Source organism: Azospirillum sp. UENF 211521, assembly GCF_058780535.1.
This window is the reverse complement of record NZ_JBSNCF010000001.1, coordinates 2,687,048-2,700,496: the sequence shown is the minus strand read 5'-3', so window position 1 is coordinate 2,700,496 and position 13,449 is coordinate 2,687,048. Positions and strand designations below refer to the sequence as shown.

Here is a 13,449-nt window from a genome sequence, read left to right as displayed (position 1 = left end):
CCGATTGGTGAAGCGGACCGGTCTTTCGGCGTATGCGGGAAGATCGCTGCCCTAGAGCCAACGTCCGGCTGTCCGCTAAAGACGTAATGCGATATGGTTCCGGCCAAGATAGGAAGCGGAACACAACGAGATAAGACTTCCGCAAAGGGACGGAAACGCCGCCTATACAGAGAAGAAGAACCGCTGGCAGCGGACCTGCGGAAGGATGAATGAGCGAATTCATCGTTGGCCATAGACATGGCTATCCCGCAAAGGAGATTTGAGGTCGGTTGGTGAAAGCCAGCCGGCCTTTTCCTTTTGAGCAAAGTCATGAAGCCTCCCGTATGTCCGGAGACGATACCTCATCTCCGATCGAACGCTACGGGAGCAATCGGGCAATCCACGGCATTTAGGGGTAATCTCGCCAAATTGTTAAGGGGCTTAGCCTTTTTCCCAACTGGCAGCCTCTGTGGTGCGCCATTACGTACTGATGGACCGACGATTGTCGTTGGAGAATCCGGTTATGCCCCGCGCGCATTCGGCGCAACGCGGGGGCCGGAGCGATGGTTCGGGCGTTTCGACACGCGCCCGGAATGATCGGGACATCTTTCGGTACACAGGGAGGCAGCGTTCCACCGATGGCGAACCACGTCGCGAGTTCCTTGCGCCGTCCGGCAAGCAGCCCCGCGCCGCTTGACCCCGTCGCCCTCAAGCCGGTGATGGGAAGCCGCCGTGCGGACGAGGACGAGTTGAACGTTGCGGTCGAAGCCGAGGATGGCATCGAAGCCGACGATCCGGCCGTCGACGAGGCGGTGGAAGGGGCGGCGGACGCGGCTCCGGCACCGCTGGCGCCCCCCGATCCGGCGATCATCGCTCAGATCGAGGCGGAGATCCCGCGCCTGCGCCGTTTTGCCCGCGCCATGGTGCGTGACGCCACGCTGGCCGACGACCTCGTCCAAGAGTGTCTGGAGCGCGCCTTGTCGCGCCTGCATCTCTGGCGGCCCGGCAGCAACCTGCGCGCCTGGCTCTTCACCATTCTGCGCAACCTGCACATCAATGGCATCCGCCGCCGGCAGGCCGTCGTCGACATCGACGGGGAAGGGCAGGCGGCGATCGGCGCCGCCCATGGCGGGCAGTTCGTCCGGCTGGAGCTGCGCGACCTGAAGCGCGCGCTCGGCCTGCTGCCGACCGAGCAGCGCGAGGTGGTCCTGCTGATCGGGCTGGAAGGCATTTCCTACGGCGAGGCCGCCGATATCCTCGGCATTTCCATCGGCACCGTGAAGTCGCGCCTGTCGCGCGGACGGCGGGCCCTGCGCCAGCTCATGGAAGGGCACAGCCCGACCGACGAGGACTGATCCGTCCGCACGCCCGGTCTCGCGTCTCAAAACCGCTTCTGCGTTATCCTCTGCGAGCGCACAGAGAAACCGGCAACGCTCCGGATGGGGCGTTGCCGGTCAGGTGCGAGGCTAACATCGAGAGGCTTTCGGGGTACTCGCGAGCCCGGTCTTCCGAGACGTGAAAGGCCGGGCAAGGGCGCGCTGCGGGAAACGCCCGCCCGGAACCGTCCGGGCGGGTGCTGGGTCTAGCGGCGCCTGACCAGGCCCAGAATCAAACTCGCCGCGAACAGGATCAGGAAAAGGAAGAACAGGATTTGCGCAATGCCCGAAGAGGCCGAGGCAATCCCACCGAAGCCGAGTGCGCCGGCGATCAGCGCGATCACGAAGAAAACAAGTGCCCAATAGAGCATCCTAACCTCCCTCGCTCGGTCCGAAGCGCGTCAAGGCTCGTCCGGCGCGCAGTCTGTTGAACGTCGTACTCTGTGAAGAGCGTGTCAGTATTGTGCAGAACACGGCTCAGCTTGGAAAGGTTCCCGGACCCGGCCGCCGCAAAGAGCTTTTTTTGGGTAGGGTCGGTTCCAAAAGGGGGAGGCGCATCCCGATAACGCTGGCTTGACCGCAACAACCGCCGATGAGCGCTGTTGTCGGGGTCGCCAGCCTGCTTGGTTCCGGCCGGGCGGGCGAAAAGGCGCAGCACCGCCTTGCCGGTGCGAGACGCCCTATCGAGAGAAGAGGATGCCATGAACGCCAAACTGTCCCTCGCCGTTCTCGCCGCGACCCTGGCCGCCGCCCCCGCCGCGATGGCCCAGACCTACCAGAACAACGCGCCGCAGGTGCCGTACGAGCGCTCCAGCCCGTCGGGCCTGCCGACCACCAGCCCGCAGGTGGAAAGTCTGCCCAACGAGCGGGCGGAGCCGTGGAGCGATCAGACCCAGAACCGCCAGACCCAGAATCGGATGCCGGACGGCCGCATGCCCGACCGCGTGACCAGCGGCAGCGCCGAATCCACCGTCGGCGCCGGCACCGCGGGCACCTACGGCAGCACCGGCAGCTATGGGGCGCCCGGCACCTACGGTTCGACCGGCACCATGAACAACGGCATGCCCAACAGCGGCGCCATGGGGACCACCGGTTCGGCCACCGGCACCATGCCCAACACCATGCAGGGCAACCGCCAGGTTATCATGAACGTCGACCCGAACACCGCCCAGCGCGCCGAACGCGGCCAGAACCGCAAGGAGCTGATGCAGACCTCGCTGCTGAACTATTTCAGCGCCGCCGGCTTCACCTCGGTCCGTGACTTCCGCAAGCAGGGCGAGAACTACGTGGCGGAGGCCCAGTCGGCCAACGGCACCTGGAGCACCGTGCTCCTCGACGCCAAGACCGGGACGATCTCCGAAATGCGCTGATCTCCGGACCATACGGATCTCAGCTTGCCGCAGCTCAGTCCATCAGCCGCGGCCATGACCCGGTCAGGCGGCCGTAACCCGCCGACACCGACGCATCGTACAGGGGCAATGGCTGGCGCAGCCGTTGCCCCGCGTCGCGTCCAAGGGTGCGCACCGCGGCCGCCAGCCGCCCGTCCGGCGGCCAGGAGCCGCCGGGGCTGAACGGCACTGTCAGCGCGATTCCCTGTTCCAGCCGCCCGCCGTACCGGCTCTGCGCGCCCTCCGGACCCTCGGTCCAGGTGACTTGGGCGGAGAGGCGGACGCCGCCGTCGAAGGCGCGCATCAGTTCGAGCGTGCCGCCCCAATCCCCGCCGAGATAGCGGCCCAGCCGCAGCACGCCCGTCGTAGCAGCCCCTGGCGCTTCCCAATAAAAGCTGGCGTGGCCGGTGTTGCGTCCGCTTTCCGGGGCAAGGCGCAGGGCGTCATCGGGCGGGCGCTTCCAGACGCGGTTGAGGTCTAGCCCGAGCGCCCAGCGCGCCGTCAGGGGGCGGTACAGCGCCTCGCCCCCCACGCCGCCGAACATCTCCTCGAAATGGCCGAGGGACAAGCGCGTGCTCCAGCGCTCGGAAGGCACGGCCAGCCATGCCGCGTACAGCCGCTCGACCGCGGCGCCGCGGTCGGCGTAGAGCGGCAGGTCGCTGCGCACCGGCTCCGCCGCCGGAAGGGCGTTGGTGTCGAGAAGATGGAGGTTGTGGCTGACGTTGACCCGCAGCCCGCCGCTGAGCACCAGCCCGCGCAGCGGTTCCATCGTCAGCACGGAGTCGCCGTAGGTCCGCTGCACCAACGGCGCGCTCTGCTCGAACAGACTGGCTTCCACCGTTGGGATGATGGTCAGGGCGAGCCGCGCCGGCCAGTCCGGCGGGGGGCCGGCCGAGCGCTCGACGCGGGCGGTGCGCCAGATCTCCTCGGGGCTGCCGCGCTTGGCGGCCGCCTGCTCGACGGCGCGGCGCGACAGGGTGAGGGCGGTGCCGTCCAGCCCGGCGCTGCCGGTGGCGACGGTCAGCCATTCGATCTCCGGCGGGGCGCCATCGGCCAGCAGGCGGGCGGCGCGTCCCACCTCCCGCGCCAGCGGGGCGGTTCCGCCGCCCGCCGGGTCCAGCCACAGCGTGGCGTTGTGCTTGTCGATCCGCGCGGCACGGGCGGGCAGCCGGTGCAGCCGGGCCAGGGCTGCGATGTCCGTGGCGGGCAGGGAGGCCTCCGGCGCGGCGGGGCGGGCACCGACCATGGGCGGCGGGGGGCGCGGGGGGGTGTCGGTGTCCTCCCGCGGGTCGAAGCGGGCGGCGAGGCGCAGCATGGCCCGCGATCCCTGCTCGACGCCGGCTCCGACCTCCAGCCAGCGCCAGGGCCGATAGGCCAAACCCGCGTTCATTGGGATACCGGGCCGGAAATCCGGGTCGTCCTGCTGTTGGGCGCGGAAGCTGTCGGCGCTGTACTCCAGCTTGACGCTGAGCCCTTCCAGCGGCGTGTGCCACTCGACGCCGCCGAACAGAGCCGCGCGCTCCCCGGTGAACCACGCCTCCGGCCCGCGGGACGAGGCGTTGGCGGGATCGCGGTCGCGCTTGAAGCGTCCGCCGAGAGCGCGCAGCGGGTTGCGGACGTGCCCATAGTCGCCGAGCCCGCCCCAGCCGATGCCCAGGCTGAGATCGACATCCCACCAGCGCCGCGAGGCGACCAGATACTCTCCCGCGAAGCGGCCCTTGCCCGGCAGGTCCAGTCCGGTACCGGTGACGTCCCGCCCGCCGACCGCCAGCGCCGGCCACCACGGCCCTTCGCGCAGCAGGCGCAGCTTCGCGTCCACGCCCGGTTCGCTGAGGCCGTGCCAGCTCGGGTAGGCGCTGTCGCGCAGGGCGATGTCCAGGCTGGGAAGAAGCTGCGCCCCGGCGAAGAGATGGCGGTGCAGACCGCCTAGGGCGGTCAGGCCGGCGGTGACGGTGCCGTCCGGCATGCCGCGCGCCGTCGGTGTCTGAAGCAGCCCGACGGTTCCCCAGTCGGACAGGGTCGCCTCAAGCCCCTCCGCCCGCGCGGGCAGGGAAACGATGGTTAGCGCCAGGACGAGGAGAGCGCGGTTCACGCCATGGTAGAGCTTGTCGGGAGGATTTCCCGACCAATGGCATTTTCATGCGTATGAATGCAACCTTTATCCCTCTCCCCTCTGGGGAGAGGGTGCCCGCGAAGCGGGTGGGTGAGGGGGATGCGCGTGGCGGAGGGGTCGGCAAAAGCTCAACCCCCTCACCCCAACCCTCTCCCCGGAGGGGAGAGGGGGCAAGCGGGCTAATGCACGAGAAGCGTTACAGCGCCTCGGTGGTGCAAATCAGGCCCATCGTCTCGGCGGTGTTGGCGACGGCGGACAGGCAGGTGCCGGCGCGCTCCGGTGGGATCGAGACGGCGAAGCGGATGACGTAGCGCCCGCCCTCCCGCTCCGGCAGGGTCTGGGCGTCGAGCCGGACGATGTTCGCCTCGAACTGGGTGAAGATTTCCGACAAACGGGCGATCAGGCCGGGCTGGTCACCGCCCGACACCTCCACGCGGTGGGTGATGCGGGCGAGCGGGCCGGGGTTGGGGTCGAAGTCGAAGGGGGTGACCTTGATCTGCGCGCCGGCCAACTCGGGCAGGCTCGCCAGCCCCTCCTGCACCTCCGCGACGGGGACGCCGTCCGGCAGTTCGCAAACCGCCGAGAACTCCGCCCCGGACCCCATCACCGCGAAGGTCGCGTCGCGCAGGTTGGCCCCCAGCCCGAACAGATGGCCGGTGACCGCGGAGACGAGGCCGACGCGGTCGGGGCAGAAGGTGGAAACCAGCGCAAGGGACGACACGGGCGGAACCTCCGATGCAAAAAGGGAAAGCTGTGGCGGCGGTCAGGCCGCCGTGCCGCCCACGGTCAGGCCGTCCAGGCGCAGGGTCGGCTGGCCGACGCCCACGGGAACGCCCTGGCCGTCCTTGCCGCAGGTGCCGACGCCGGGGTCGAGCTTGGTGTCGTTGCCGATCATCGACACGCGGGTCAGGCTGTCCGGGCCGTTGCCGATCAGCGTCGCGCCCTTCACCGCCGGTCCGAGCTTGCCGTCCTCGATCAGGTAGGCCTCGTTGGCGGAGAAGACGAACTTGCCGCTGGTGATGTCCACCTGCCCGCCGCCGAAGTTCTTGGCGTAGAGGCCCTTCTTCACCGACTTGATGATCTCCTCCGGCTCATAGGCGCCGGGGCGCATCACGGTGTTGGTCATGCGCGGCATGGGGTGGCATGCGAAGCTCTGGCGCCGTCCGTTGCCGGTCGGGCGCATCCCCATCAGCCGGGCGTTCATGCGGTCCTGCATGTAGCCGACCAGGATGCCGTCCTCGATCAGCGTCGTGCACTGGCCGGGGGTGCCCTCGTCGTCCACGGTGATCGAGCCGCGGCTGTTCTCGATGGTGCCGTCGTCCACGATGGTCACGCCGGGCGCGGCGATGCGCTGGCCCATCAGCCCGGCGAAGGCCGAGGTCTTCTTGCGGTTGAAGTCGCCCTCCAGCCCGTGGCCGATGGCCTCGTGCAGCAGGATGCCCGGCCAGCCGTTGCCGAGAACGACGGTCATCTCGCCCGCCGGGGCCGGGACCGAGGACAGGTTGACGAGCGCGGAGCGCAGCGCCTCGTCCACGAAGGCCCGCCACGTCTCCGGCTGCATGTAGTGCTCGTAGGTGACGCGTCCGCCGCCGCCGTAGCCGCCCGTCTCCATGCGGTCGCCCTCGGCCACCACGACGGAGACGTTCAGCCGGACCAGCGGGCGTAGGTCGGCGACGCGCACGCCGTCGGCGCGGATGATCTGCACCGCCTGCCATTCGCCGCTGATCGAGCAGGAGACCTGCCGCACCCGCGGGTCCTTGGCGCGGGCGTAGGCGTCGATCTCCGCCAGCAGCTTCACCTTGGCCTCGAAGGGGACCAGGGGCAGGGGGTTGTCCGGGATGTAGAGCGCGCGGTTGGTGCCGGCGGGCGGCTCGGCGAACGTGCCGGCGTGCCCGGCCTGGACGGCGCGCACCGTCGCGGCGGCGCGGCGGATGGCGTCCTCGGACAGGCTGGAGGCGTGGGCGAAGCCGGTCGCCTCGTCGGCGATGGCGCGCAGGCCGAAGCCCTGGGTGGTGTCGAAGCTGGCCGCCTTCAGCTTGCCGTCGTCCCAGCCCAGCGATTCGCTCTGCGAATATTCCAGATACAGTTCGCCATCGTCCGCCCCCCGCAGCGCGTCGGCCACCACCCCCTCGACACGGGAACGGTCCAGGCCGGCGCGGTTGAAGAACAGATCGTCGGTGACGGCAAGCGCGCTCATGGGAACTCCGGGGTATCGGTCTATCGTAGGACAACGATGCGGCACCGGCGCTCTCGCACCCGCACGCGCGATGTGGTCTAAGATCAGACTTATAGTGTGGCGACGGGCGGACCATCCGGCAAGGCTCGTCGTCCATGGGCGGAAGGGGCTTGGAAGGGGAATGGCCGCGATGACCGACGACGCGCTGGCGATGGGCCGCACCGGCAACGGAGACGCGCGCTCCCTGGCCCACCCCCTGAAGAACCACGCCCTGCGCGTGACCCTGACCAACGAGGTGCACACCCGCCCGCCGGAGGTCCTGTCCACCCCGGTGCGCGCCACCATGCTGGCGATGCTGTCGGGGGAGGGCGCGTCGGAGGCCGACCGGCTGCATCTGGAGAAGCTGTGCGACTGGGCCGGCGTGCCGCGCCCGCCCGCCGGTGCCACCCATTACAGCGGCTCCTTCGGCAGCTTCCGCCTGAAGTGGGAGCGCCACACCGAATTCTCCACCTGGACCGTCTTCCGTCCCAACGCCGTGTCCCCGGCGAACGTGCTGGTCGACCCTTTCCTGGAACCGGCGCTGAACGCGGTGCCCAAGGAATGGCTGGCCGGGCTGCCGGGCGAGCTGATGGTCGGCGTTCATGTCGCCGTGCTCGACGCCGAATCGCCGGAGCCCTCGGCCAACATGCTGGCGGCGATGTTCGGCTCGCCGAGCTACATCGGGACGCGCATCTCCGGGCGGGCGGCGACGGCCTGGACCGACTTCCGCATTCATGGCGACGGCTTCTCGCGCATTTTGATCGCCGACCACGCGATGACCGCCAACCAGGCGGGCCGCGTCGTGCAGCGCCTGCTGGAGATCGAGACCTACCGGGTGATGGCGCTGCTGGCGCTGCCGGTGGCGCGGGGCGTGCTGCCGCGCATCGGCCCGATCGAGGCCGATCTGGCCGACCTGACCACCCGCATCGCCACCCTGCGCGGCCTGGACGACGAGCGCGAGCTGCTCGACCGGCTGACCCTGCTGGCCGCCCAGACCGAGCAGATCGCGGCGGAGACCGCCTACCGCTTCGGCGCGGCGCGGGCCTACTACAACCTTGTGGAAAAGCGCATCGTCGAGCTGCGCGAGATCCGCATCGAGGGGCTGCCCACGGTGGGCGAGTTCATGGACCGCCGCCTTGCCCCGGCGATCCGCACCTGCGAGGCGGTGGAATCGCGCCTGCAGGCGCTGTCCCAGCGCGTGGCCCGCGCCAGCGACCTGCTGCGCACCCGCGTGGAGATCGCCGTGGAGGGGCAGAACGCCGAGCTTCTCCTGTCCATGGACAAGCGGGCGCAGCTCCAGCTCCGCCTGCAGGAGACGGTGGAAGGGCTGTCGGTGGTGGCGATCAGCTACTACCTCGTCGGCATCGTCGGCTACGCCGCCAAGGGCGTGAAGGGACTCGGGATGAAGGTCGATCCCGACCTGCTGGTCGGGCTGATGATTCCCATCGTCATCGCCTTCGTCTGGTCCGGCGTGCGCCGAATCCGCAAAGTGATCACCAGCGGGCACTGACGGCCGCGGAGCTTTTCCGTTCTAACACGGTGGTGGGGTACCGCAGCGCAAACGGTGGCCGGATGGCGCCGTCCGCGCAAGGTCGCTTGCGTCCCGCACCAGGGACGTGCAAGCCTAAAAACTTGATTTTCCGAGACAATTCGCTGTACCATCAAACTGCGACAGCTTGTCGCAGTGCGAAGCCGATACGGAAACTCAACTTCTGTTCTGATGTGGGCTTGAAACCGGCATTGCGCCTATGTCCTTCGTGTAGGGACGCCTGACTTGTACCCAAGCGCAATGGAGGGTTAAGCTCGCGCTGCGGGGACCGTGTCGCCCTCAAACGGCACGCTCCCTGCATAGACCGGCACCGCCGCAACGCCCGGCCGCGCAACCGTCTGACAGAGGCGGAGCGCACCAGGGAAACAGGGGCGAAGGCGGGTCCGGCGGGAAGGGACGACCGCCGTCCGCGACCGCGGGCGGCGGGCAACGAAGAGGGTGGGGATGAAGACGCAGACCCTGAACGCTGCCGTTCTGGCGGCGCTGACATCTTTGTGTGGATTTGCCGCGACCGGTTCCGCCGCCGAACCCCACCCCTGGCAACTGGGGCTTCAGGAGGCGGCCACCCCGGTCAAGCACGCCATGGATTCCTTCCACGACCTGCTGACGGTGATCATCGTCGCCATCGTCATTTTCGTGGCGGGGCTGCTGGGCTGGGTGGCGCTGCGCTTCAACGCCAAGAAGAACACCGTGCCGTCGACCACCTCGCACCACACGGTGCTGGAGATCGCCTGGACGGTCATTCCGGTCATCATCCTGATCGTCATCGCGGTTCCGTCCTTCAAGCTGCTCTACCAGGCGGAGCGGGTGCCGGAGTCGGAGATGACCATCAAGGTCACCGGGCGGCAGTGGTACTGGGACTACGAGTATCCCGACCACGGCAACATCGCTTTTTCCAGCTACATGATCCAGGAGTCGGAGCTGAAGCCCGGCCAGAAGCGCCTGCTGGAGGTCGACAACCGCGTGATCCTGCCGGTCGGCACGACCGTGCGCGTGCTGGTCACCGCGGGCGACGTCATCCATTCCTGGGCGGTGCCGAGCTTCGGCGTGAAGAAGGACGCCGTGCCGGGCCGGGCCAACGAGACCTGGGTGCGGATCGAGAAGGAAGGCGTCTATTACGGCCAGTGTTCCGAGATCTGCGGCGTGAACCACGCCTTCATGCCGATCGCGGTCGAGGCCGTCTCGAAGGAGGCCTTCAACCAGTGGGTCGAGAAGGCCAAGACCGCTTACGGAACCCCCGACACCAAGCGCGACGTGGCCCAGATGCCGTCCGCCGGGGCCGTCCAGTAAGCCTCATGCTTTGGATGCAGCGGCACCTCAAAGAAAAATCATTCCGCCGACGCGAGGGTTAGAGACATGGCAAACGCCAATCCGGGGGAAGCGCAGGGACACGGCCACGGGCATGACCATGACCACCACATGCCGGGCTTCGTCGAGCGTTGGTTCTTCTCCACGAACCACAAGGACATTGGGACGCTCTACCTGATCTTCTCGGTGATCGCCGGGCTGATCGGCGGCTTGTTCTCGGTCATCATGCGGCTGGAGCTTCAGTCGCCGGGCCTGCAGTTCGTCAGCGACGGGCAGGTCTGGAACGTGCTGATCACCGCGCACGGCCTGATCATGGTGTTCTTCGTGGTGATGCCGGCGCTGATCGGCGGCTTCGGCAACTGGTTCGTGCCGCTGATGATCGGCGCGCCCGACATGGCCTTCCCGCGGCTGAACAACATCAGCTTCTGGCTGATCGTCCCGGCCTTCCTGCTGCTGCTGGGCTCCGCCTTCGTGGGGCAGGGGGCCGGCACCGGCTGGACGATCTACCCGCCGCTGTCCTCGCCGCTGGGCCACAGCGGGCCGTCGGTGGACATGGCGATCTTCGCCCTTCACCTCGCCGGCGCCTCGTCGATCCTGGGTGCGGTGAACTTCATCACCACCATCTTCAACATGCGCGCGCCGGGCATGACGCTGCACAAGATGCCGCTGTTCGTCTGGGCGATGCTGGTGACCGCCTTCCTGCTGCTGCTGGCCGTGCCGGTGCTGGGCGGCGCCATCACCATGCTGCTGACCGACCGCAACTTCGGCACCAGCTTCTTCAACCCGGAGGGCGGCGGCGACCCGATCCTGTTCCAGCACCTGTTCTGGTTCTTCGGCCACCCCGAAGTCTACATCATGATCCTGCCGGCCTTCGGCATCATCAGCCACATCGTCTCGACCTTCTCGCACAAGCCGGTCTTCGGCTATCTGGGCATGGCCTACGCGATGGTCGCCATCGGCGTGGTCGGCTTCGTGGTGTGGGCGCACCACATGTACACGGTCGGCCTGGACGTCGACACCAAGGCTTACTTCACCGCCGCCACGATGATCATCGCGGTGCCGACGGGCGTGAAGATCTTCTCCTGGATCGCCACCATGTGGGGCGGGTCGATCGAGTTCAAGGTGCCGATGCTGTGGGCGCTCGGCTTCATCTTCCTGTTCACGGTCGGCGGCGTGACCGGCGTGGTGCTGGCCAACGGCGGCATGGACATCGTGCTTCACGACACCTACTACGTCGTCGCGCACTTCCACTATGTGCTGTCGCTGGGCGCGGTCTTCTCGATCTTCGCCGGCTGGTACTACTGGATCGGCAAGATGTCGGGGCGGCAGTATCCGGAGTTCTGGGGCAAGGTCCACTTCTGGACGACCTTCATCGGCGTGAACCTGGTCTTCTTCCCGCAGCATTTCCTGGGTCTGGCCGGCATGCCGCGCCGCATTCCGGATTACCCGGACGCCTACGCCGGCTGGAACATGATCTCGTCCTTCGGCGCCTATCTCTCCTTTGCGTCCACGCTTCTGTTCGTGTGGATCGCGTACAAGACCCTGCGCAGCGGCGAAAAGGTCGAGGCCGCCTACTGGGGCCCGCAGGCCGGCACGCTGGAGTGGACCGTGAGTTCGCCCCCGCCGTTCCACGCCTTCGAGACGCTGCCGCAGGTGAAGTGAACGTTCGTTCGTGACCATGACGCCGGGGGAGCCGGGAAGCTCCCTCCGGCCAGAGAGCCGAAAAGCCAGAGGATAGTGAAGTATGACGGACCTGAGCATTGAACGGGTCTCGACAGGTCCGGTCTCCGGATCGACGCCGGGTGACTATATCGAACTGCTCAAGCCGCGGGTGATGTCGCTCGTGGTGTTCACCGGGCTCGCCGGCATCGTGCTGGCGCCCGGCCACATCCATCCCGTGCTGGCGGCGGTGGCGGTGCTGTGCATCGCTGTCGGGGCCGGTGCTTCGGGCGCCATCAACATGTGGTACGACCGCGACATCGACGCGGTGATGTCGCGCACCATCCGCCGCCCGATCCCGTCCGGGCGGGTGGAGCCGGAGAACGCGCTGGCCTTCGGGGTGATCCTGGCCGCGGCGTCGGTCGTGGTGATGGGGCTGGCGGTCAACTGGGCAGCGTCGGCGCTGCTGGCGATGACCATCGGCTTCTACGTCTTCATCTACACCATGTGGCTGAAGCGGCGGACGCCGCAGAACATCGTGATCGGCGGGGCGGCCGGCGCCTTCCCGCCGATGATCGGCTGGGCGGCGGTGACGGGCGGGGTCGAACTGCCCTCCATCCTGCTGTTCCTGCTGATCTTCCTGTGGACGCCGCCGCATTTCTGGGCGCTGGCGCTGTTCCGCAACGGCGACTACACGCGCGCCGGGGTGCCGATGATGCCGGTGGTCGCCGGTCCGGACGCCACCAAGCGGCAGATGCTGGCCTACACGCTGGTCCTGCTGCCGGTCGCCGTGGCGCCGTACTTCCTGGGCACCGGCGGTCTCGCCTATCTGATCGGGTCGAGCCTGCTGGGCGCCTTCTTCGTGCTGTGCGCGGTCCGCGTGCTGCGCGCCACCGACGACAAGCCGGCCAAGCAGATGTTCGGCTTCTCGATCCTCTACCTGTTCCTGCTGTTCGCCCTGCTGATGGGCGAGCATCTGGTGACCGGAATCCTGACGACCGGAGGCGGGGCATGACGATCATGGATGAATCCTACGAGGAACGCCGCAAGCGGCTGCGCGGGCGCAACTACGCAGTCCTGGCCGCGCTGATCGGTCTGGTGGTGATGTTCTACGTCATCACGCTGGTGCGGATGGGCGGGCACTGACCACGGGACGTTGAGCGGACAAACGGCAGGGGAGGAAACGGCGCCATGAGCGACCGGCCTGAAAACGACAAGGGGCTCCGGCGGAAGAACCGTCTGTTCATGGCCGGGCTGTTCGGCCTCGTCTTCGGGATGGTCGGGCTGGCCTACGCCTCGGTGCCGCTCTACGCGCTGTTCTGTCAGGTGACCGGCTTCGGCGGGACCACCCAGCGGGCCGACGCCGCGCCGGCGCGGCAGGTCGACCGCGTCATCAAAGTCCGCTTCAACGCCGACGTGAACCAGTCGCTGCCCTGGCGCTTCAAGCCGGAGCAGAAGGAACTGACGGTGAAGCTGGGCGAGATGGGGCTGGCCGCCTATCAGGCCGCCAACCGGGTCGACCGGCCCACCGTGGGCACCGCGCTCTACAACGTCACGCCGGACAAGGTCGGCAAGTACTTCAACAAGATCGAGTGCTTCTGCTTCACCGAGCAGGTGCTGGAGCCCGGTCAATCGGTGGACATGCCGGTGGCCTTCTTCGTCGATCCGGCCCTGGCCGACGATCCGGCGATGGAGGACGTGACCACCATCACCCTGTCCTACACCTTCTTCCGCGCCAAGGACGAGACCCAGGTGCTGGCGCAGCACGCGACGCAGGCCGCGGGTGCGAAAGGCACCGGGACCGCGGCGAACTGAAAAAAGACAGTCTGAACAGCAAATTAGGGCTGAACGAAGAAATCGGG

12 protein-coding genes are annotated in these 13,449 nt (G+C 67.8%); 8 read left to right on the top strand and 4 right to left on the bottom strand.

The annotated features are described in order from the left end of the window. Positions 1–617 precede the first annotated feature (617 nt). A complete protein-coding gene (locus ACWPN5_RS12740) occupies positions 618–1,334 on the top strand; it encodes a sigma-70 family RNA polymerase sigma factor (protein WP_145688955.1) in 717 nt (238 codons plus the stop codon). Between the two features lie 227 nt (positions 1,335–1,561). On the opposite strand, the gene ACWPN5_RS12735 is transcribed toward ACWPN5_RS12740, so the two are convergent. Beyond that, positions 1,562–1,726 carry a DUF1328 domain-containing protein gene (locus tag ACWPN5_RS12735; RefSeq protein ID WP_035674837.1) on the bottom strand — a complete coding sequence of 55 codons (165 nt, stop codon included), beginning with the start codon at positions 1,724–1,726 and terminating at the stop codon, positions 1,562–1,564. Between the two features lie 330 nt (positions 1,727–2,056). On the opposite strand from ACWPN5_RS12735, the gene ACWPN5_RS12730 reads away from it, so the two are divergent. Then, entirely contained in the window at positions 2,057–2,725 is a 669-nt protein-coding gene (locus ACWPN5_RS12730) for a hypothetical protein (protein WP_145688956.1), read from the top strand. Positions 2,726–2,759: 34 nt separating this feature from the next. On the opposite strand, the gene ACWPN5_RS12725 is transcribed toward ACWPN5_RS12730, so the two are convergent. The 3 genes from ACWPN5_RS12725 to tldD all read right to left on the bottom strand — a co-directional run bounded on the left by ACWPN5_RS12725 (position 2,760) and on the right by tldD (position 7,053). Then, on the bottom strand, positions 2,760–4,835 hold the full coding sequence (locus ACWPN5_RS12725; RefSeq protein ID WP_492295653.1) for a YjbH domain-containing protein: 2,076 nt from the start codon (positions 4,833–4,835) through the stop codon (positions 2,760–2,762). 217 nt (positions 4,836–5,052) lie between these two features. Further along, positions 5,053–5,577: a glycine cleavage system transcriptional repressor gene (locus tag ACWPN5_RS12720; protein ID WP_145688959.1), complete on the bottom strand. Its 525-nt coding sequence runs from the start codon at positions 5,575–5,577 to the stop codon at positions 5,053–5,055. A 42-nt stretch (positions 5,578–5,619) separates the two neighbouring features. Further along, complete coding sequence (gene tldD / locus ACWPN5_RS12715; RefSeq protein ID WP_137103209.1) at positions 5,620–7,053, bottom strand: metalloprotease TldD; 1,434 nt, start codon at positions 7,051–7,053, stop codon at positions 5,620–5,622. Positions 7,054–7,222: 169 nt separating this feature from the next. On the opposite strand from tldD, the gene ACWPN5_RS12710 reads away from it, so the two are divergent. The 6 genes from ACWPN5_RS12710 to ACWPN5_RS12685 all read left to right on the top strand — a co-directional run bounded on the left by ACWPN5_RS12710 (position 7,223) and on the right by ACWPN5_RS12685 (position 13,402). Then, positions 7,223–8,581 (top strand): DUF3422 family protein, encoded by a 1,359-nt coding sequence (locus ACWPN5_RS12710; RefSeq protein ID WP_492295651.1) that lies wholly within the window; start codon positions 7,223–7,225, stop codon positions 8,579–8,581. 483 nt (positions 8,582–9,064) lie between these two features. Further along, positions 9,065–9,910, top strand: a complete 846-nt coding sequence (gene coxB, locus ACWPN5_RS12705) for a cytochrome c oxidase subunit II (RefSeq protein WP_145688961.1) — start codon at positions 9,065–9,067, stop codon at positions 9,908–9,910. 66 nt (positions 9,911–9,976) lie between these two features. Then, positions 9,977–11,590, top strand: a complete 1,614-nt coding sequence (gene ctaD / locus ACWPN5_RS12700; RefSeq protein WP_114860634.1) for a cytochrome c oxidase subunit I — start codon at positions 9,977–9,979, stop codon at positions 11,588–11,590. An 82-nt stretch (positions 11,591–11,672) separates the two neighbouring features. Beyond that, positions 11,673–12,602, top strand: coding sequence for a heme o synthase (gene cyoE / locus ACWPN5_RS12695; protein ID WP_145688962.1), 930 nt, complete (start codon positions 11,673–11,675; stop codon positions 12,600–12,602). After that, the gene (locus ACWPN5_RS12690) at positions 12,599–12,733 is read left to right on the top strand and encodes a cytochrome c oxidase system small membrane protein (protein WP_014240852.1); all 135 of its coding nucleotides are present in this window, start codon (positions 12,599–12,601) and stop codon (positions 12,731–12,733) included. The genes cyoE and ACWPN5_RS12690 overlap by 4 nt, the downstream gene beginning before the upstream one ends. 45 nt (positions 12,734–12,778) lie before the next feature. Next, positions 12,779–13,402: a cytochrome c oxidase assembly protein gene (locus tag ACWPN5_RS12685; RefSeq protein ID WP_145688963.1), complete on the top strand. Its 624-nt coding sequence runs from the start codon at positions 12,779–12,781 to the stop codon at positions 13,400–13,402. Positions 13,403–13,449: the final 47 nt, after the last annotated feature.